Source organism: Wolbachia endosymbiont (group A) of Brachyopa scutellaris, assembly GCF_964026995.1.
Classification (GTDB): Bacteria; Pseudomonadota; Alphaproteobacteria; order Rickettsiales; family Anaplasmataceae; genus Wolbachia; species Wolbachia pipientis.
Genome location: NZ_OZ034720.1, coordinates 115,090 through 135,769, shown reverse-complemented (window position 1 = coordinate 135,769; position 20,680 = coordinate 115,090). Strand labels below are relative to the sequence as shown.

The following is a 20,680-nucleotide window of genomic DNA, read 5'->3' as shown; positions in this document are numbered from 1 at the left end:
CTTAATTTTTTGCACTATGTGCACCTCATGTCTTTATAAAACTTTTAGGTTTCTACCTATACAAGCCGAAACACGCTTATAAAGCGTTTAAGACAGTAAAAGACGTCAAATAGACAAGGGAGAATTTGAATACTAGCTACCCTAGGGTTTCTTTGCCTTTTTTTCCACTCAGTAAATTTCTTAACGTTTATAATTTAGGTTAATTGCGGCTTAAAAGCAGATGAATCGCGGTTACTAAGCGTTTAGAATAAAAAAACGCCATACTTGAAAGTATAATGTAAGTAATTAGCCAACCACGGGGCTTCTTTTGCCTTTTTCTCCGCTTGGTAAATTTCTTAATGTTTATAGCTAAAAGAGCCCAAGAGAGGTGTCATTCCAGTGCCCCTGTGATGTCATTCCAGCGCGTGACGCTGGAATCCCAAAAAAGGATGATGTCATCCCAGTCTGGGATCCAGAAAACTTAACTTTAAATAAGTGGCTGCATAATAAAGACTAGATTCCAGTGTCAAGCACTGGAATGACAGGAGAAGGAGGCTACTTTCATGACGCCATTCTTTTTTCTGGATCCCAGTGTCAGCTACTCGGATGACGAGAAAGGAGCACTGGAATGACATCATAGGGGCTTGTATCTTGTAAAAAGCATCTAATGTTTTAAGCTTAAGCATTAGATGGAGAAGGGAAGCACTCTGTAATGGGGCTTAGATATAAAATCTGTCAAGTAGATAAGAGCTCCCTTCTCAAAGGTATAGGCTGGACGGTATCGTAGAAAAACCTAAATGGTTCTAATTCTGTATTCACAAGGTTAGCCTTACTTTTCATTTTTAATGGTAACGTATGGGGTTATATATGATCAACAACTTTCTGGGCATAGATGTATCAAAAGATCGCTTTGATGTTTTTCTCTCATTTATAAGTAAAAAAGGAAAACGTGAAACTAGAAAAAGGAGTTTTAAAAATGATGATCATGGATTTCAAGGTCTGCTGAGTTTTCTACAAAAGCATAACGTAGAAGAAGTAAAAGCCTGCATGGAAGCTACCGGTTGTTATAGCGAAGCTTTGGCTGAATTTCTACACAATTCTGGATATTTTGTTAGTGTTGTAAATCCTTATTGTATTAAATCTTATGCGAGGAGTAAGCTTGTAAGACAAAAGAATGATCAGACCGATGCAGAAATTATTGCTGATTATTGCCAAAGACAGGAACCTGCTCGTTGCTTCTCCTGAACTGAAAAAATTAAGACATCTTTATCGTTGTTCGGCTGCGTTAAAAGATGAATTGACATTAGTAAATAACCACCTAGAAAAAAAAGAGAGACTGCCTAAAGAAGTTGCAAATGCTTGTTGCAATGAATATAGCTCAAAAAATAGAAATAATAAAAAACTCCATACGTGAACTATTAAAGCAACACAAAGAGTTGTTGGAAGATTTTCAACTCTTACTGACTATTCCAGGCATAGGAGAGGAATCAGCAGTAGCTATTTTAGCTGAAATTCCTGATATAAAAGCCTTTATAAATGCCAGGCAATTGGCAGCATATGCAGGAACTATACCAAAAAATGTAACATCAGGTTCATCTGTACATGCCAAGCCCAGATTAAGTAAAACTGGTTCACGAACATTACGTAAGGCAATGTACTTTCCTGCTATAGTAGCCAAGAATCATAACCCTATTATTATGACTTTTTGCGAAAGGTTGAAAGAGAAAGGTAAGCATAATATGGCTATTGTGGGAGCTGCAATGCGTAAGTTACTCCATATTATTTTTGGTGTCCTAAGTTCAAAAAAGGCTTTTGATCCTGATCATATAAAAAACCGCAAAACAAAGTTATCTATGGAAAGCTTGTTTATTTGATAAAGATTAAATGTAAAATTTGTATGTCAATACTCACACAGTCCGGTAGAGCAGCAATAGCAGCAAGTATAAAAGAACAGCCTATACATCTTGCTTGGGGTAGTGGTAATTCAAATTGGGAGAGTAGCCACAGAGCAGAAAAAACTTTTGTTAAGAATAGAGTAATGCTCGATCATTTCCCAGTTAAAGAGGTAAAAATCTTTCAAGGCTCAACAACCTATAAGCCAAGCATAGATTATACGATTGACAGCAATACTGGTACTGTTAAGTGCCTTGAAAATAGCTCTATTACAGCGGACAGTACAGTTACTGTAGAGTATATTCGAAGTACACCAGCAGAGCCCATTACTTCTACAAAGCTGCTTAATGAACTTGGAAGACGCATTGTTGATGAAGTCCTTTTTTGCACAGGTGATGAAAATGGAGAACTTATAACTCCTTCGGGAAGGTTTAAATCTTCAAATATGCCAACCAATAATTTATATCTTAAATTTACCTTCGATTTCACGGATGCAGCAAATCAAGTGATCAGAGAGCTAGGAATTATGGTTGGCACCAAAGTAAAAGAAGCCTTACCACCAGGGCGAAGATATTTTGAACCTAAAGATATTGAAAATCCTGGGATTTTATTGGTTTTAGAGCACACTGTGCCGCTTATCAGAACTGCAGCTACAAGAGAAACTTTTTCCTTTGTTGTAACATTTTGACATATGACAATAGTCTATTTTTTGAAAGAAAAACACTTCGATCAGAAGAATCAACAAAATCTAAGTTCATTATTCAACGTTCTTGTAACTTTTTTGTTGACGTACAAGACGGTTGTAAGTTGGAAATGTGATATAAAAAGAAGCAAGAAGGAAGATAACTCTATAAAAATGTGGTTATCGCCAGGCTTGAGCGACCGTAAGACGGTAATATTATAACATACGTAGATATCAAGGTACTCAAGCCTATCCTTCGAGACGTTTGAATAGTTGTTTGGGACATATATATGCACCCGTTTACAATCTTAAATTTTAACTTAAACTCTCGAGGTTCTTTATGGTTACATCTTATCAAAATTTTATTGGCATTGATATCGGAAAACTTGAATTTGTTACTGCAGTTAATGAACAAAAAGGTGTCATCAAATTTGACAATAGTTGTGTTGGTTGGAAACAATTCTACCAAAAATTTTCAAATATCTTGCCCAACTCCATGGTAATTTTAGAAGCTACAGGAGGTTATGAGCTTGGCTTATTGTATTTTCTTATTGATAGAAACATTGCTGTGCATCGTGCTAATACTCGTCAAGTTAAAAACTTCATTCTATCTCATGGAACTTTGGCAAAGACCGACAGTCTTGATGCAAAAGCGCTTGCCCAATATGGTTCTGAGCGTTGTGGACATCTGCAGCTATTTACACCTATCTCAAAAGAACAAACCACCTTGTTTGCACTTTGTCAGCGTCGTGACGATATTACGAAAATGCTTGTTCAAGAGAAGAATAGGCTAAAAACTCCTGGAAATGATTACATTAAGGAAAGTTGTCAACAAGCTATTGAATTCCTCAACAACCAGGTAGAAAAGCTTGATCAAGCTATACAAAAAATAGTCAATGAAAATCCTGAATTGCAACGATGCCAAAAAATTCTTGAAACAGTCCCTGGAATAGGTAGAAAAACCTCTCAATGTTTATTGTGTCTCATACCGGAACTTGGTTCTTTAAATAAAAGGCAAATTGCAAGCCTTGCAGGTGTTGCGCCTCATCCTAAGGAAAGTGGTAAAGCTATTGGCTACCGAAGGATTATAGGTGGAAGAAGTAACGTTCGTTCAAAGCTTTTTACAGCTGCCATGGCTGCTGCAAGGTCCAAATCTGCACTTGGTGCCTTTTATTCTAAGCTTATTGAAAGTGGTAAGAAAAAGATGGTGGCTATAACAGCTCTAATGCGTAAAATAATAGTGATTGCTAATGCAAGGCTTAAAGAAGCAGTTATAGCTCTTTCCATAAAAGTCCGGATGTGATAGGATAAGGATAGATGATGATAAGGAGGTTGAATGCCAGCAGCATATAGTTATGATTTAAGAAAAAAAGGAATGGAAGCGCTAGACGAAGGAGAAAGCAGAGAAACAGTGGCAGCAAGATTTAAGATTGGACGAACTATAGCATTTCTCATAATAGTCCGAACAGGTCATAGGAAGGCAGAATCAACAGCACGACGAAAGGATTCGAATAGAGGAATGTTTTTCCTGGCTCTGTTTTTTATAGCAAACCAATGATGCTCAATTTTGTTGAAATCTGGAGAATAAGGCGGCAGATACAAAATTTCTGCACCAACCCCTTTAGCAAGCTCGATAATCTTATCAGACTTATGAAAAGTAGCATTGTCAAGAATGACAGTCTGTCCAGGTTCCAAGATCGGTGTCAAAAATTGCTCAAACCATCCATTAAAAACATCCATATTACAGTGGCCTTCAAAGGTTAACGGAACAACTATCTTTCTTCCACTTAAGGCTGCAACCATACTGATTCGTTGAGTTTTCTTTCCAGATTTTAAGGCATAAAACCGCTGTCCTTTCTGGCAATATCCGTAGGGGTAGTCTTCGGTGTTATCAATGCCAGACTCATCTATATACACTAAGTTTTTAGGTTCTTTTGTCGCTATAATTTTCAAAAATTCAGCACGTTTTTCTTCGTTTCTTTCCTTGTATCCATATGTCTTTTTTTGCGCGTAAATCCAATTTTTTTAAGGGCTCGATAGATCGTTTGGATACTAACGTTGTTCCAAAGTTTAGCCATTTCCGATAGAGTCTTTCCTCCGTGTTCTCTGGCAAATTTGGCAAAGGTATCCCAGTCGGTAATTTTGTGATTGTAACCCCCATTTCCAAGTTTTTTTGATTGAAAGTCTCCTGTTTCTTTTCTTCTTTGCTGCCACTCCCATAAAGTAGTTCGTCCAATCTTAAATCTTGCTGCCACTGTTTCTCTGCTTTCTCCTTCGTCTAGCACTTCCATTGCTTTTTTTCTTAAATCATAACTATATGCTGCTGGCATTCAACCTCCTTATCATCATCTATCCTTATCCTATCACATCCGGACTTTTATGAAAAGAGCTATAAAAATTTACATAGCAATAACTGAAATTGGTTAATGAATATGCGCGTCCACACACATTAAAAGCGCATATTCATTAACTTAAGCAGAAATTGCTGTGGTGGCTGTTTGATACAAAATTCTGTTTCTATAACAAATGGGTTTTTATTGCCCATATGAAGTTGCAAAACTACAAATAAAAAATTTTTAAAAAAACATAGTTGATCTACTCGGATGACAAAAAAAAGGGCACTGTGACGGACTTAAATCACAATTATCAGTTAAGCGGCATTATAAAAAACGCCAAACTTTTTTCTGCTTTTATGCAAGAAGTCTAGTCCATATATTCTTCCCACTTCTCCGTGACTTTTCTTACTATTTCCTCACTCATCCCAATTTTCTTTCCCCACTCTCGTTTGGTTTCAGGCGGAATTTTGTTTGTCGCATCAAATCCCATCTTACCTCCCAGGCCACTTTCAGGGGAAGCAAAGTCTAAATAATCAATAGGTGCATTTTCTATCATGATTGTGTCACGCACAGGGTCCATCCTTGTTGACATTGCCCACATCACTTCCTTCCAATCACGTATATTTATATCATCATCAACAACGATAATAAACTTCGTGTATAAAAACTGCTTTAGGAAAGAAAGTATGCCCATAACAATTCTTTTTGCCTGCCCTGGATAGGATTTTTTTATCGACACTACCGCTATTCTATATGAGCAACCTTCCGGCGGCAGATAAAAGTCCACTATCTCTGGAAATTGATTAATAAGAATGGGCACAAAGATTTCATTGAGTGCTTCACCAAGAATCGATGGTTCATCAGGTGGCTTGCCAGTGAAAGTGCTGAGATAAATTAGATTTTTGCGCATAGTAATTGCAGTAATATTAAATTCTGGAAATTGCTCAACAGAATTATAGTAGCCAGTGTGGTCTCCGTATGGCCCTTCGTCTTGATATCTATCCAAACTCACATAGCCTTCCAGAACGATTTCCGCGTGAGCTGGCACTTGAAGTGGAATAGTCTTACAATTTACAAGCTCAAGCGGCTTCTTTCGCAGTAGTCCAGCAAATTGGTATTCTGACAATGTTTCTGGCACTGGAGTTACTGCAGCAATAATCGTTGCAGGATCACTACCGATCACAGCAGCAGCAGGAAATTTCATATTTTGTTCCTTCTCTTTCCATCGTTTGTGGTGACCTGCACCACCACGATGTGCAAGCCAACGCATTAGAGTCGTTTTTTTATCTATGACCTGCATACGATATATTCCAAGATTGAAATTATCTTGTTTGTCTCTCGTGGGGCCTTTTGTTACCACAATCGGCCAGGTGATAAGTGGTGCAGGTTCATTTGGCCAGCATGTTTGAATGGGCAGTAGACTTAGGTCCACTTCATCTCCGGTTAGCACTACCTCTTGACATGGAGCTTTGTTCACGACTTTACTTCGCATCGATAACACGACTTTTAGCAGAGGAAACATCTTCATAGCATCTTTAAAGTTTTTTGGCGGCTCAGGTGATTGCAAAAATGCTAAAAGTTTACCAAGATCTCTTAGCTCACCAGGATTTATGTTCAGTCCCAAGGCAATTCTTTCAATAGTACCGAATAAATTCACTAAAACTGGAATCGAATTTTTGCCGTTTTCTGTGACAACATTTTCAAAGATGATAGCTGGTCCTTTGTTTGACAAAACTCTGCGGTGAATTTCTGTCATTTCAAGAACAGTTGAAACCTCCTCCTTAATCCTAATCAGATCTTTTTTTTCCTCTAAGGCTTTAATGAAGTCACGTAAGTTGTTGTACATATTCCAGTTTTTAAAATTTTAAGTTTACATTTAGTTTTCAAGCACTTTATTGAAATTTGACCTATGCACTACTTTCCTGCCTAGCGAGCTTTCAGTTAATTTGAGATCAAATCCTCATATTGCTTACTAAGTTTGTATTTCCTTCCTCTATTGGAAAAATCTACAATCTTGATAAACCCCATTTCCACCCACTTTTTACAAAGTTGCGCACTGGTACGAGGCTTAAAATTAAATAGTTCGCCAACCTGACTAGCTGTAATAGCGGAAAACTCCTGGAAGAGCTCAAGAGCTTTGCGTTGTTTAGGATCAAGCTTACGTATAAGATCAGTCTGATCAGTGTGGTATTCTTCTTCATTTATACGTTGTAAAACGTTCTCAAATGAATTTGCCATACCTTCTACGAAATACTCCACCCACTTAGTGATATCTGCTTCAGCTCGCCCCATGTAATAATTGTGCGATGTTATTGCTTCATAATAAGCCCCTAGATTTTTAGCATAATATTCTTCCAATGAGTACAGTCCTTTTAGGTCATATCCACCAAGGTGTAAAATTAATGTAGTCAGCAATCTTGCAGTACGACCATTACCGTCATAGTAAGGGTGAATTGTTACAAATTGATAATGAGCAATACCTGCAATAACTGGGCAAGGCACTTGCTCACTGCCACGAATCCAATCAATCATACTGCTCATGAGCTTTGGTACATCCTTTGCTTCAGGTGGCATATAAATTATTGCACGTGTACGGCTATCACGAATAACGTTTTGACCATCACGATAAGGGGTTGGTTTTACTTTAGGTTTTCCACTTGCCATTACTAGAGCATGCAGTGTTTGAATAGCCTTCTCAGTAATAGGTATTCTTCTTGCTGCCCATTGTTCAACTTGGGTTAAAGCTGCATAATATCCTTTAACCTCATTTTCATCTCTCCTATATTTTGGAAAGTGGCTTTTACCACTTAAAACCTCTTCAATCTGTTTAGGCTCAAGTCGATTTCCTTCAATCATAGTAGAATAGTGTGTGGTATAGAGCCGTGCAGTTTCACGAAGGGACGAGAGCATCGATACAGTGAGTGGCAAATGTAATACTTTTTCTTTTGCTGCTTCAATCCTCATAAGGCAATTAGCAATTTTAGAAGTAATCGTATAATTTGGCATCGGCATAATATCTGCATTACATTATTTCTATATTATGCTGATAAAATGCAGATAATACAACATTTACACGACGCCGACCATAAACAGCAATAAATTCGGCTGATTGAGAAAGAAGTTTGTCTTGTAGAATAGCTATTTCTTTTTCTCTACCAATTATTGGCTCGTTCATATGTTTATTCCGCGGAGTTTATCAAAATTATACATAGCGGAATAAAACAAACAACTTAAATCTATGCTCCGCGCGCCTCTGCTACCAAGTCTTCTGATGAACTTTGTGGTAATGTGCTTGAGTTTCATTGTACGTAAAGTTTGTACTTGCAGCAAAATTGGCTATAAAATACACTTGATACAAATGTTTTTATGTATTAACATTAGATGCTTCTTTTAATATACAGATAAATGTGTACTAAAAGTTTTATGTTGTAGGTTTTTAAATAAATTGTATGTCTAGGGTATCGTTTTTATTAATTTTAATAATAGCAATAGCAAGCTTGCCGATAATAAATAATTGGCTCTCAAATCGCAGCCAAATGCTAAACGATGATTATATAGGTGAGAAATTAGATAATTATATAAGTAGAAATTTTGATAAGATCATAAAAACTCTCAAAGAGGAGTCGATTAAAAGTAGTTACGCTGCTCGAGATAATGTAACCAAAAGTAAAATTTCACAATACAAGGATCAAATATTTGACCTTACTTATCCTTACTCCGGAAATGAAAATAGTAGTGTTATAGCTGTAGGCTTCCTTGACTATTCTTGTGGACATTGCAAAGCTATAAAGAATGATATAAAGCAGTTAATTAACGACGGCAAAATTAAGTATATCTTTAGGGATGCTCCAATACTTGGTAACGCTTCTTTAAAGGCAGCAAAAAGTGCTTTAGCTGTCTATTTTCTCGATAAAGAAAAATATTTCGATTTTCACCATGCTGCTTTAAGTCACAAAGGAGAATTTTCAGACGAAAGCATATTGGATATAGTGAAAAACATAGGGATTGATGAGGACGATTTTAATGATTCCATAAAAGATAACGCGGACAAAATTGAGCAAATGATAAACAACAGTAGGCTTCTAGTAAGAGATTTGGGAGTAGGTGGTACACCTTTTTTAATAATTGGAGATAGTCTGTTTGTAGGAGCAACCGATTTGGGTGTATTACGCAAAAAAATAGATGAATTAAGTCACAAACAAGATTAGTTTCAATTTGCCATAAAATTTTATTTTTTTGCTTGACAACTCAAATGAACCTGAGTATAGTAATTATAAATGTGATAAGTAGCGGCATGTAGGAGCTACGCAGTAACTCAAGAAAAGCAGGTGGTGCCTATAGTCAAGCGTAACCTTAGCCTGCAAAGATTGACTAATCCATTAAAAAGTGTTAAACTTAATATATAATTACCATTCTGGAGTTACAATATGAAAGAGTATAATTATGAAAGAGAATCAATTGCTCTTTTTCGACAAATCAAAGAAAAGAAAAAATCAAGTGATTTATTGGATAATTTAAAAAATGCTTGTCCCAAAAATCTAAACATAGGAATTGCTATAAAGACAGGAGATTGCTTTTTTGACTCCGTGGCTCAAGGATTGAATGAGTTAAAACCTGGTAATCGTTTTACCGCAAAATCATTAAGGGAAGATTGTGCAGATTATGCTAAAGCAAATAAAAGATCAGATTTTTGGGTTTATAAAGCAGTAATAAAAGATGCTGGTATTGGTGGTTACTCTGTTGAGCTAGAAGGCCCATATGGTCCTATACAAGATCCAAAAACTAAAATAAATATGATAGATGAAGAGAAGACTTTTAACAAATATTTAGAGTATATTACTAATACACATACAGAAACTGAAGCACCTATATGGGGTCGCCCAGAGATTGAAGGTAGAATGATATGTGATAAGTACGAAGTGGAGCTTTGTATTTATTCAATAGAGGAGTACGGTCAAAAAGTTACAGTTACTAAAATTACAGCGAATAATGATGATCCTAAAGTTTTTATAGAAGACGAGAATCTCGATCAGTTAAAGATAGATAATAGCAAAAAAACTGTAGGAGTAGTAAATTACATGAGGCATTTTGTGCCACTTCTTAGTAGAATCTCTGAGGATATAACAAAAAGTCAACCAGTTTCTAATGAAGAAATTCTTGGCACAGATAAAAGAGTTCCTACTTCTGATCAATCAGAGAAAGAAGTACAACAAGAAATAATTAATATCAGCACTAGTGCGCCGGTTTATGCGGATGAAGCAAGTCTTTCTTCTCATCAACCAGAGCAAAAAACACGACAAGAAAGAATTAATACCAGTACTAGTGGGATTAATCCACCGGTTTTACAAGATCATACGGATAGAGGAATTCCTACTTCTGATCAATCAGAGAAAGAAGTACAACAAGAAATAATTAATACCAGCACTAGTGCACCGGTTTATACGAATAAAGGAATCCCTGCCTCTCATCGGCAAGAACAAAAAACACAACAAAAAGGAGTACAAAAAAAATTAATCAATAGTTACAGGAAAGAGGCTATTTATGGCACAGTTGCTGTGATAGCTGCTATAGTATTCACACCATCTGCTATAGCTGCTGCTTTTACTCAATCAATTCCTTTAGCATTCCTTGCTGGAATTGCTTTAGTCGTTGCATGTGTTTGTGTATATCAATTAACGCAGAGTCATAAGAACATTAACGATCTGAAGAGTGAGTTAGAAGAAAATAGTACCCTTACTTTTCTAGAAGAAACAGGATTAAAAATGCACGATCTTATTAATAAAGCAATTTCAAAAGTTTAAGATTTTTCCTACTTTATCTACATCAACTCAACTTTATTTCTACAGGAGGGTATATGTCATTCACAGAAATTAGATTTCCAGAAAATATATCTTATGGTTCCACTGGAGGACCGGAATTTTCCACTGACGTTGTAACAACTCATAACGGTTGTGAACAGCGCAACATCAATTGGTCTCATGCACGCACTAGATACAACATAGCTTACGGGGTCAGATCAAACAAGCAGCTATTAGAATTAATAACATTTTTTCATGCACGAAAAGGTAAAGCAATAGGGTTTCGTTTTAAGGATTGGTCGGATTTTATAGCCATTAATCAAGAGATTGGTATAGGAGATAACAAAAAAACGACTTTTCAGCTAATCAAAACTTATGTAAGTGGGGAAGATAAGCATATACGTATGATCAAAAAGCCAGTACATGGGACAGTAAAGATTTATTTAAATGGTAAAGAAGAGAGTGAATATTCAGTAAATTATTCAACGGGAGAAATAACATTTATGAAGCCACCAGTAAAAGATGCGATAATCACTGCGAGCTTCGAATTTGATGTGCCCGTACGCTTTGATACAGATTACTTAAACGCTTCGATTGATGACTATGGAAGCAATAGCTGGAATAATATCCCCTTGGTGGAAGTGAAATTTTAGTTATAAGCGAGCATAGATCCACATCATAGTAGGGCTACTAGTCACCATCAATTGAAAAAATTAAGCACTACTGAGGCTCTATATTTAAATGAGCCTTAGTATATGCAATTATTTTAAACTTTATCACCAGCTATATACTACAATGTTGCTGAGCTTTGCTAACATTTACACTTGAAGCTTGGGGAGATTCTAACTCAGTGCTTTTTTCTTCCTGCAAAATAGAAAGCTTCAACAACTCCTTTAGAGTTGATTTTGCAAGTGTTGTATCATCTTTGTTTAAGATGTAGTCTAGCATGCCGTTTTTCTGTAAGAGATTAACAAAATATCTATCTCCCTCATTAAGAACCTCTATCTTGTTAATACAAGATAATACTAAATCCGAATTCTTTGTTGCTAAAATTCCATTCAAAAAGATATCTAATTTTGTTTTATCTTCAGTTAAGTCTTCAGCTAACCTATTTCTGATATTCTCATTGTCAAACACAATGTACTCGAGGTACGAGGAAGGCTCAATAAGTATAAAGTCCTCTAAAGGCACTAGTTCTGGATAGGTGCCAGCGTAATCAAGTATGCCACACTCAGTAATACACCCTCCTTTTCTTATAACACAGCAATTGAGACGACCATGATACATTGATAACAAAGAAAAAAGACGTATTATACTTGTACCTCTATCTTTCATTTCCTCGAAAAGCTTCCTATCATTTATTAATTTGTGCAAAATGTAATCCATAGCAGGACCTGATTTGCGGAAACGAAACATATTATTCTTTTCAAAAATGGCCTCAGCTAATTCGATAGACTTTTTATCCTCATCTATGAAAGCCTTTTCGTTTCTATTTAACTTTATGATCTCAGCTTTGCTATTGCTGCGTAGACTAGTTTGCCCTATTAACCTCTCAAATATTTCTGTATTCATATATATCTTATATTAATTAAAGTAAATATTAATGATATTTACTTTTTAAATAAAAATAAATGAAAATTTTAATAAATATTGTAGCTTTTTAATAGAATGAAAGTATAGCATTTCTCATAATAGTCCGAACAGGTCATAGGAAGGCAGAATCAACAGCACGACGAAAGGATTCGAATAGAGGAATGTTTTTCCTGGCTCTGTTTTTTATAGCAAACCAATGATGCTCAATTTTGTTGAAATCTGGAGAATAAGGCGGCAGATACAAAATTTCTGCACCAACCCCTTTAGCAAGCTCGATAATCTTATCAGACTTATGAAAAGTAGCATTGTCAAGAATGACAGTCTGTCCAGGTTCCAAGATCGGTGTCAAAAATTGCTCAAACCATCCATTAAAAACATCCATATTACAGTGGCCTTCAAAGGTTAACGGAACAATTATCTTTCTTCCACTTAAGGCTGCAACCATACTGATTCGTTGAGTTTTCTTTCCAGATTTTAAGGCATAAAACCGCTGTCCTTTCTGGCAATATCCGTAGGGGTAGTCTTCGGTGTTATCAATGCCAGACTCATCTATATACAATAAGTTTTTAGGTTCTTTTGTCGCTATAATTTTCAAAAATTCAGCACGTTTTTCTTCGTTTCTTTCCTTGTATCCATATGTCTTTTTTTGCGCGTAAATCCAATTTTTTTAAGGGCTCGATAGATCGTTTGGATACTAACGTTGTTCCAAAGTTTAGCCATTTCCGATAGAGTCTTTCCTCCGTGTTCTCTGGCAAATTTGGCAAAGGTATCCCAGTCGGTAATTTTGTGATTGTAACCCCCATTTCCAAGTTTTTTTGATTGAAAGTCTCCTGTTTCTTTTCTTCTTTGCTGCCACTCCCATAAAGTAGTTCGTCCAATCTTAAATCTTGCTGCCACTGTTTCTCTGCTTTCTCCTTCGTCTAGCGCTTCCATTCCTTTTTTTCTTAAATCATAACTATATGCTGCTGGCATTCAACCTCCTTATCATCATCTATCCTTATCCTATCACATCCGGACTTTTATGGAAAGAGCTATATCTGTTCAGATGCATGGCTAATGTACAAATATTGAAGCAAAGTGCGTGATACACAACTGTACGAACATTTGTTTGCAAAGGCAGTATGTTAAGTGTTATAGCCGATTTTGCCTCAAACACAAAGGTGTCATCCCAGTGCCCAGACACTGGGATCCAGAAAAATTGTAAACAAACGCACTATACAACATTTTCGATCAAAAGCTGGATCCCAGTGTCAAGCACTGGGATGACACCATTTATTGTAAGGACTTACCTCACATTTACTCTATGGTCTTGCCGCTATCCTGAACAGATACGAATGAAAGTCTTTTTATATTTGTCTGAGCATCAAAGAGGTTTGATTGGTGTGATACGTTTTCTATCGCGCCTGGCTGCAGTGCCCAGCGTCAAGATCTGATGAACAATGTTCGCTTGCCAGCTTTCGCTTCAATATTTGCACAATTGTGCTAGATCCCCTGCATAACCTGCTTTAAAATTTCCTCCTGCTGCTGAGTGTGAACACTAACATAACCACATGCAGGAGATGCAGCAGCAGGTCTCGCGATGCATTTAGGTCTCTTTGCTTGAATATCGAGATTGGACAACACTTCTTCTATCAATGGGTTGACAAAAAACCATCCCCCCATATTTTTTGGTTCTTCTTGACACCATATAATTTCAGCGTTCTTGTACTTTTCAAGTTCGCTGCTTAATTTATCGGCCGGAAACGGATAGAATTGTTCTAAACGTATCACTGCTATATCGTTTATTTTTTGTGTTTCAAGCATTTCAATTATATCGTAATAAACTTTACCACTGCATATTACAACTTTACGTATTTTATCATTCGAAACTAAATCTGTTCTATATTCTGGGATCACCGTGAGGAATTTTCCTTCAAAGTCAGATAGGTTAGAAACTGCTCTTTTATGACGCAATAGTGATTTAGGTGTAAACACTACTAAAGGCTTGCGAAAATCTCGATGGATTTGCCTGCGTAAAGCATGAAAATAATTTGCTGGAGTAGAGCAATTAACAACTTGCATGTTATCTTCTGCGCAGAGTTGCAAAAATCTCTCTATACGTGCGGAGCTATGCTCAGGTCCCTGTCCTTCATAACCATGAGGCAGCAACAAAACTAGACCGCTTGATCGCAACCACTTTGTTTCTGCAGATGCGATAAACTGGTCGATCATAATTTGTGCACCATTTGCAAAATCACCAAATTGTCCTTCCCAGAGCACCAGTGAATATGGGGAATCAAGGCTATATCCATATTCAAAGCCCATTACAGCATACTCTGATAAAGCGCTATCTATGACCTCAAAGTGAGCTTGCTTTTCATTTATATTGTTTAGCGGAATAAACGCTTCTTCTGTTACCTGATCAACAAGCCTTGAATGACGGTGCGAGAAAGTTCCACGACCAGAGTCTTGTCCTGATAAACGCACTCCTATTCCTTCTGTGAGCAGTGATGCAAACGCAAGACTTTCGGCAGTTGCCCAGTCTATATTACTACCGGAATTTATGCTGTCTATTCTGCCATCAAGTATTTTTCTAACCTTATTGTTAATGTTAAAGCTACTTGGGATGTTGCTATTTATATGTACACCTAATTTTTTCAACTCATCTGGCGGAACACCAGAATCTGTATAGTATTCGCTCAAATCATTCAACCTTGCCTTTCTTAATTTTGACCATACTCCACAAAACCAGTCAGCTTTTTTTGGAGTATAAGCCGCTGATTCAGCAAGACTTTTATCCAATCTTGCCCTGAACTCACTGCGCAATTTATTTACCTCATCACCACTTAATACTTTCTCTGCGATCAACTTCTCTTCATACAGTGTTCCTGGAGTTTTATGCTTTGATATTACCTTATACATGAGTGGCTGAGTGAAATTCGGTTCATCACCTTCATTATGGCCATATTTGCGGTAACATATTATGTCAATCACTACGTCCTTTTTAAATTTCTGCCTATATTCCATCGCCAGACTTGTAGCAAAACTCACAGCTTCTGGGTTATCTCCATTAACGTGAAACACTGGAGCTTCTATTGATTTTGCTACATCAGTACAGTAAAAAGAGGATCGCGCACAACACGGATTAGCAGTAAAACCAACTTGGTTATTAATGACAATGTGCACAATGCCATCCACCTTATAGCCTTCAATATTGCTTAAGGTTAGAGTTTCAGCAACCACTCCTTGACCGATGAAAGCCGCATCACCATGAATTGATATTCCAAGCACAGATCTTATATTCTGTTTTGCTCTTATTCTTCCAGCCAAAACCGGATTTACCGCTTCAAGGTGAGATGGATTAGGGCATAAACTTAAATGTATTTTTTTGCCACCGGCAAGTGCTCGATCAGAAGAATAACCAAGGTGATATTTAACATCACCGGACACCTCAAGACCACTTGGGTATGCAAGATTGCCTTGAAATTCAGATAGCATTGCCGCATATTCTTTCCCCATAATTTTGGTCAGAACATTGAGCCGTCCGCGGTGAGCCATACCAAGAACTATTTCCTCAATGCCAAAAACCGTAGAATCACTAATAATTTTTTCAATTGCAACGATAGCTGACTCTCCACCTTCGATAGAAAAACGTTTATATCCAGGAAATTTCATATGGAGAAATTGCTCGAACATCTCAGATTCAATTAAGTGCCTCAGTATTTCCTTTTTATCTTGTGAACTCAGCGTATAGGTTTGATTTTCGATCTTTTCCTGCAGCCACATCCTCTCCTCATAAGAGGAGATATGCATAAATTCAAAACCGATGTTCTTGCAGTAAATATCTCTATAGATTCCAGCGTCACTTGCCGGATATAGATTCGAATATTTCTGATAATCTACTTCCTTATTCACATTGGGTGATAACGGATTAAGATCCGCAAAAAAATGACCGTAAGATCTGAAAAAATTTGCTAAACTAGAAACTGAATCATCCACCTTAGTTACATGTTGTGCACCGCAGGTCTCCGCTTTATTAACTTCTAAATTGCTTGAAAAAATTCTATACCAATCCTCCCCGATTGATTTATCACCCTGCAAATAACGGCTATACATTTCTTCCACAAATTCTGCATTATCACCATAAAGGCAGCTTAAACTCGACATAATTACTATATAAGATATCAAACACTTATAAGTATAACTTAAGTTTTTTAAAAAAGAACTCCTTTCGTTTCTAATTATTAAGTTGCACTTACAACTATTGTAATATGGCACAAATTACATAGCAAATAGTGTCATCCCAGTGCGTGAAGGTGGAATCTAGTTTCACTTTATTATGGTGTCATCCGAGTAGCCGACACTTGGATCCAGATTGCATACTGAGTTGGTGAGTATAAAAGTATAGCTTCTACGTCATACCGTGATTCATTCGCGGTATCTCATCAGCTAACACATAGCGGGATGACGATTGTCGGTGAACCTAAGTTACTTTAGCCATAAATATTTAAGAAATTTACCAAACGAAAAAAAAGGTAAAAAAATCCCGTGGTGCTGGTTTTGACTCTCTAATACTGTAAATTGGTGCTGTAATAATGTGCTGACGCTTAGTTTAAGCGCGGTTTGGCTGAATGTAGAAAAAATTTAAAAGACATGCAGCCGCTATAATTTTATGTAATCCGCCAAAAAATGCCCTAAGTTTTTTACTGAATTTTGTCATTGAGCCTGCAGGTCAAAAACAAGTTTTGAGTCATAAATACCCTTAATGCCATAATAAGGGGGCTGGCAAAATGTGTCAAGTAAGTTTTGCATTTAATCCGTTTCTATGAGCCACTTGGATGACGAGGAAAGAGCACTTACATATTTATGGCAACCTCTTACCTCCGCTCAAAAAGTTTTTCAATATCACTGAGTTTCATTTCTATATAAGTTGGTCTTCCGTGGTTGCATTGCCCGGAATATGGGGTTTTTTCCATTTGTCTCAGCAGCTCATTCATTTCATCTAACCTCATTTTTCTACCCGCTCTAATTGATCCATGACAAGCGATAGTGGCCAATATTTTGTTCACTTTATCTTCTACTGGCAATGTATCTTCTATTTCCGTTAATCTATCGACTATATTAATTAGCATCTCTTTCACATCTATTACTCCCAAAATTGCAGGGATTTCTTTTACTATCACTTTATTTTCTGATTTGATCTCAATATCAAAACCCATTTCAAATAACTTATCTTTATAAACTTCAATCATCTCTATTCCGGCTTGATTTTTGATTTCAACCGTTTCAGGAAGAAGTAGTTTTTGTCTTTTTACACTTGATTTTTGTTTTAAGCATTCATATACTAGCCTTTCGTGGGCTGCATGCTGGTCGACTATAATCAATTTGTCTCTTACCTCGGCAATAATGTAAGTATTATAGACCTGACAGCGTGCAAACCCGAGCGGGTGGTTCTCTATCAAATCAACTTGCTCTAACACCTTTTTTTCTAGAACCATAGTCTCCGCTTGTGATGGTAATTTCTGTATGCCGGTATAATCAAACGATTTTGACTGTTCTGATAAGCTTTTTACTCTTTCATTTGGAGAAGCAAATTCTTTTATTAGTTGATTTTCAAAAGGACTTGGCCTTCTTTCATTTTGAACATTAGGTTTATCAAAAGGATCTGGCAATGTTGAATCCATTTTCTGGTCATGCGCTAGAAAGGTGCCTATCCTTCTTGACAATGCTTTAATTAATCCTCTTGTCACTATCTCATATATGAGCTTCTTATTCTGAAACCTTACTTCTGACTTATTTGGATGCACATTTACATCTACTTGATCATAAGGTATCTCTAAATGTAACGCTGCGAAAGGATACCTATCGCTTGGAATAAAATCATGATATGCATACCTAACTGCGCCAATAAGTAGATTATCTTTGATTGGCCTTCCATTAACAAACGTATAGATCTGAGTTGACTTACCACGATTGACGGTCGGTTTACAGATGTGTCCCGTAAGTTTAATGCCGTCTTCTTCTTCATTAATCTCCAGAGAACTGCCCTGAAATTCTTCTTCTACTTCACACAATCTATGAAATAACGAAGTCTGCTTAGCGTATTTTAAGAGCTTTTTATTACCTGAAGTGAGAGTAAACCCTATATGATAGTTAATCATTGCTAGGTTGTTTACAATATCAACAATGCTTTGAGTTTCTGCTCTTTCAGTTTTTAGAAATTTTAGTCTATTTGGAGTGGCAAAAAATAAATCTCGTACTTCAATATGTGTGCCTTGTGATAAAGAGTAAGGAGTTTGCTCCCCTATTTTCTCTCCACCCTCATAACTTATAGACCATGCTTCATTTGCTTCTCTTGCCTTAGACGATAATTTTATCCTACTTACTGCTGCTATTGAAGGCAGAGCTTCTCCTCTAAAGCCAAGATGCTTGATTTCTATCAACTCATTGTCGCTCAATTTTGAAGTAGCATGGCGCATAAACGCAAGTTCTAAATCGTTTTTTTCTACTCCGTTACCATCATCTGTCACAATAATAAGGTTACGCCCACCACTTTCTATTTTAATCTCTATTTCTAAACTTCCAGCATCTATTGCATTTTCCACTAATTCCTTTACTACACTTGCTGGCCTTTCTATCACCTCCCCCGCTGCTATACGGTTTATGGTTTTTGTGTCTAAAAGAATTATTGCCATAGATTTATTATGAAACTGGTTTTTCTTTTACTTCTTTGGTCTGTTTCTCTCTCCACTTTTTTAACCTACCTGCAATTTCACTGTTGGAAATTGACAATATAGATACGGCAGTAATGGCAGCATTATATGCTCCATTTTCTCCTATAGACATGGTTGCAACTGGAACACCCTTTGGCATTTGAACTATAGAGAGTAGACTGTCCAGCCCATTTAATTGTTTACTATGCACAGGAACGCCGATAACTGGTAAACAAGTTAGTGACGCAACCATACCAGGTAAATGAGCTGCACCTCCTGCACCAGCTATAATAACCTTAAAACCTTCTTCTTGTGCAGATTTAGCAAAATTGAAGAGCCTTTCTGGTGTTCTATGTGCAGATATTATGAATATATCATGTGAAACTTCTAATGCTTTTAACATATCAACAGTATGGACCATAGTGGTGTAATCTGACTCACTTCCCATAATAACAGCAACATCTTTTTTTATTTTTGTCATATTCAACACAATTTTACTTACTAACTAAATAATTTTCCAGCTAAAAAGCAACAAATATTTAAATTATATTATAAATATAATATATAGAATTCTCGTTAAAATAGAAATTTTAAAAATTTAAATAAATATTTATATTAAGATATAGAGATATAAACTTCTTATGTAAGATAAATTTATAAAATAATTATTTTTGTATTTCAAGCTTTGTAATCTTAGCTTGTTCTTTCTATAAATGGTTTTTTCAGATAGACTGATGGTAAAATGGTAATTTAAAATTACTAGAAATTTGATAAAAATATTAATATATAATTAACTTAAAGTTTTAAATATTGATATCATATAATCATTGACAAGTTACATGATATTAATATCTTGGTATATTAAATATTATGTTATAATGTTTAATAAAGTTAATTGATATGTGAGTGTAAGAATTATGGAAATAATATCGTTAAATAACTTAGACAGTGCAGGAATAAAAACAAAGTTGCTTTATATAATAAATAAAATTATAGAAAAAAATGCTTGGGCTCAGGCTTTTGCAGCTGAGAAACTTGGTATTGATCAGCCAAAGGTATCGCAAATTAAAAATGGTAAAATAGATGGTTTTTCTTTAGAGCGATTGTTAGGATTTCTAAAAAAACTTGATCATGAGATAACAATCACGATGACAGAAAGCCAAGAAATAAAATCTGAGGCAGAAAAAGTAAAACATGAAGTTGAATCGCAATAGATACAAAGTTGACAACTTGTTTTTTGTGATATAGTATAAAACTTATTAAGGTAGTATCTTATGGCTGAGTCTATTGTAGAAAAGTGTATAGAACGGGTAAGTAACCGTTTCAAATTGGTTCTGTTGGCAAGTCAAAGAACACATGATTTAAATACAGGGGCAAGTAATCCAATTCAAGCAGCTAAGTTTAAAGGTCATAAAAATACCATAGTTTCCTTACATGAAATAGCAGGAAAACAGGTGGATACTCATGAGCTGTTTAGCCTTTTGGTAGGTAGATGCAAGGAATACATGAAAGGAAATATGAATAATGTTTACAGCAGTAATACAAGTAAGCTAGCGAATTTATTAAATTTTTCTGATAACACAGATCTTGATGCAAGTCAAGAAAGCCAAGATTATGAAGTGGATGGTGAAATAGATGATGAAATAAATGATCAAGATGGCGATGAAGAAGTATCCGTTTAGAAATCTACTGAAGTTACATAGTCTT

The 20,680-nt window shown here is 36.1% G+C and carries 19 protein-coding genes and 2 pseudogenes; 11 read left to right on the top strand and 10 right to left on the bottom strand.

All coding sequences use genetic code 11. The annotated features are described in order from the left end of the window. The first annotated feature begins 338 nt into the window (after window positions 1-338). Window positions 339-464, top strand: a complete 126-nt coding sequence (locus AAGD93_RS00690; protein ID WP_259348838.1) for a hypothetical protein — start codon at window positions 339-341, stop codon at window positions 462-464. On the opposite strand, the gene AAGD93_RS00685 is transcribed toward AAGD93_RS00690, so the two are convergent. Beyond that, entirely contained in the window at window positions 435-665 is a 231-nt protein-coding gene (locus tag AAGD93_RS00685) for a hypothetical protein (RefSeq protein WP_341819545.1), read from the bottom strand. The genes AAGD93_RS00690 and AAGD93_RS00685 overlap by 30 nt on opposite strands. 181 nt (window positions 666-846) lie before the next feature. On the opposite strand from AAGD93_RS00685, the pseudogene AAGD93_RS00680 reads away from it, so the two are divergent. The 4 genes and pseudogenes from AAGD93_RS00680 to AAGD93_RS00665 form a co-directional block, all read left to right on the top strand. Next, window positions 847-1,853 (top strand): annotated as a pseudogene (locus tag AAGD93_RS00680) (IS110 family transposase). Window positions 1,854-1,876: 23 nt separating this feature from the next. Further along, the gene (locus AAGD93_RS00675) at window positions 1,877-2,560 is read left to right on the top strand and encodes a hypothetical protein (RefSeq protein ID WP_250295878.1); all 684 of its coding nucleotides are present in this window, start codon (window positions 1,877-1,879) and stop codon (window positions 2,558-2,560) included. A 334-nt stretch (window positions 2,561-2,894) separates the two neighbouring features. Then, window positions 2,895-3,857, top strand: a complete 963-nt coding sequence (locus tag AAGD93_RS00670; RefSeq protein ID WP_341819544.1) for a transposase — start codon at window positions 2,895-2,897, stop codon at window positions 3,855-3,857. Window positions 3,858-3,890: 33 nt separating this feature from the next. Further along, a pseudogene (locus AAGD93_RS00665) lies at window positions 3,891-3,995 on the top strand (IS630 family transposase); the annotation flags it as partial. Window positions 3,996-4,024: 29 nt separating this feature from the next. On the opposite strand, the gene AAGD93_RS00660 reads toward AAGD93_RS00665, so the two are convergent. The 4 genes from AAGD93_RS00660 to AAGD93_RS00645 all read right to left on the bottom strand — a co-directional run bounded on the left by AAGD93_RS00660 (window position 4,025) and on the right by AAGD93_RS00645 (window position 8,065). After that, window positions 4,025-4,884 (bottom strand): IS630 family transposase gene (locus AAGD93_RS00660; protein ID WP_341819116.1). Its coding sequence is split into 2 segments (ribosomal slippage): window positions 4,025-4,560 and window positions 4,560-4,884, totalling 861 coding nucleotides; the frame shifts between segments, so codons are not numbered across the junction. Window positions 4,885-5,257: 373 nt separating this feature from the next. Continuing rightward, on the bottom strand, window positions 5,258-6,736 hold the full coding sequence (locus AAGD93_RS00655) for a UbiD family decarboxylase (protein WP_182319856.1): 1,479 nt from the start codon (window positions 6,734-6,736) through the stop codon (window positions 5,258-5,260). 95 nt (window positions 6,737-6,831) lie between these two features. After that, window positions 6,832-7,902 (bottom strand): Fic family protein, encoded by a 1,071-nt coding sequence (locus AAGD93_RS00650; protein ID WP_341819543.1) that lies wholly within the window; start codon window positions 7,900-7,902, stop codon window positions 6,832-6,834. Window positions 7,903-7,912: 10 nt separating this feature from the next. Continuing rightward, window positions 7,913-8,065, bottom strand: coding sequence for a hypothetical protein (locus tag AAGD93_RS00645; protein WP_167347041.1), 153 nt, complete (start codon window positions 8,063-8,065; stop codon window positions 7,913-7,915). A gap of 274 nt (window positions 8,066-8,339) precedes the next feature. Between AAGD93_RS00645 and AAGD93_RS00640 the strand changes: the two genes are divergently transcribed. From AAGD93_RS00640 to AAGD93_RS00630, 3 genes are all read left to right on the top strand, one after another. Next, entirely contained in the window at window positions 8,340-9,098 is a 759-nt protein-coding gene (locus tag AAGD93_RS00640; RefSeq protein WP_341819542.1) for a DsbA family protein, read from the top strand. Window positions 9,099-9,317: 219 nt separating this feature from the next. Next, window positions 9,318-10,691 (top strand): hypothetical protein, encoded by a 1,374-nt coding sequence (locus AAGD93_RS00635; RefSeq protein ID WP_341819541.1) that lies wholly within the window; start codon window positions 9,318-9,320, stop codon window positions 10,689-10,691. Between the two features lie 53 nt (window positions 10,692-10,744). Continuing rightward, the gene (locus AAGD93_RS00630) at window positions 10,745-11,341 is read left to right on the top strand and encodes a TIGR02217 family protein (protein ID WP_264338715.1); all 597 of its coding nucleotides are present in this window, start codon (window positions 10,745-10,747) and stop codon (window positions 11,339-11,341) included. A gap of 130 nt (window positions 11,342-11,471) precedes the next feature. Here AAGD93_RS00630 and AAGD93_RS00625 read toward each other — a convergent pair whose 3' ends face one another. Further along, window positions 11,472-12,260 carry a hypothetical protein gene (locus tag AAGD93_RS00625; protein WP_265027295.1) on the bottom strand — a complete coding sequence of 263 codons (789 nt, stop codon included), beginning with the start codon at window positions 12,258-12,260 and terminating at the stop codon, window positions 11,472-11,474. Window positions 12,261-12,393: 133 nt separating this feature from the next. Beyond that, a protein-coding gene (locus tag AAGD93_RS00620; protein WP_341819540.1) for an IS630 family transposase occupies window positions 12,394-13,253 on the bottom strand; the annotation gives its coding sequence in 2 pieces (ribosomal slippage) (window positions 12,394-12,929 and window positions 12,929-13,253; 861 coding nt in all). A 149-nt stretch (window positions 13,254-13,402) separates the two neighbouring features. Here AAGD93_RS00620 and AAGD93_RS00615 point away from each other — a divergent pair. Further along, a complete protein-coding gene (locus AAGD93_RS00615; protein ID WP_265027294.1) occupies window positions 13,403-13,714 on the top strand; it encodes a hypothetical protein in 312 nt (103 codons plus the stop codon). A gap of 49 nt (window positions 13,715-13,763) precedes the next feature. Here AAGD93_RS00615 and AAGD93_RS00610 read toward each other — a convergent pair whose 3' ends face one another. The 3 genes from AAGD93_RS00610 to purE form a co-directional block, all read right to left on the bottom strand. After that, on the bottom strand, window positions 13,764-16,427 hold the full coding sequence (locus AAGD93_RS00610) for a 2-oxoglutarate dehydrogenase E1 component (protein ID WP_341819539.1): 2,664 nt from the start codon (window positions 16,425-16,427) through the stop codon (window positions 13,764-13,766). A 710-nt stretch (window positions 16,428-17,137) separates the two neighbouring features. Next, window positions 17,138-18,955, bottom strand: a complete 1,818-nt coding sequence (mutL, locus tag AAGD93_RS00605; RefSeq protein ID WP_341819538.1) for a DNA mismatch repair endonuclease MutL — start codon at window positions 18,953-18,955, stop codon at window positions 17,138-17,140. A gap of 7 nt (window positions 18,956-18,962) precedes the next feature. Beyond that, window positions 18,963-19,454, bottom strand: coding sequence for a 5-(carboxyamino)imidazole ribonucleotide mutase (gene purE / locus AAGD93_RS00600; RefSeq protein ID WP_006280351.1), 492 nt, complete (start codon window positions 19,452-19,454; stop codon window positions 18,963-18,965). 436 nt (window positions 19,455-19,890) lie between these two features. Between purE and AAGD93_RS00595 the strand changes: the two genes are divergently transcribed. Together AAGD93_RS00595 and rpoZ are read left to right on the top strand one after the other, a co-directional pair. Further along, window positions 19,891-20,187 carry a helix-turn-helix transcriptional regulator gene (locus AAGD93_RS00595; protein WP_341819537.1) on the top strand — a complete coding sequence of 99 codons (297 nt, stop codon included), beginning with the start codon at window positions 19,891-19,893 and terminating at the stop codon, window positions 20,185-20,187. Window positions 20,188-20,247: 60 nt separating this feature from the next. Then, complete coding sequence (gene rpoZ / locus AAGD93_RS00590; protein WP_007548528.1) at window positions 20,248-20,655, top strand: DNA-directed RNA polymerase subunit omega; 408 nt, start codon at window positions 20,248-20,250, stop codon at window positions 20,653-20,655. Window positions 20,656-20,680 lie beyond the last annotated feature (25 nt).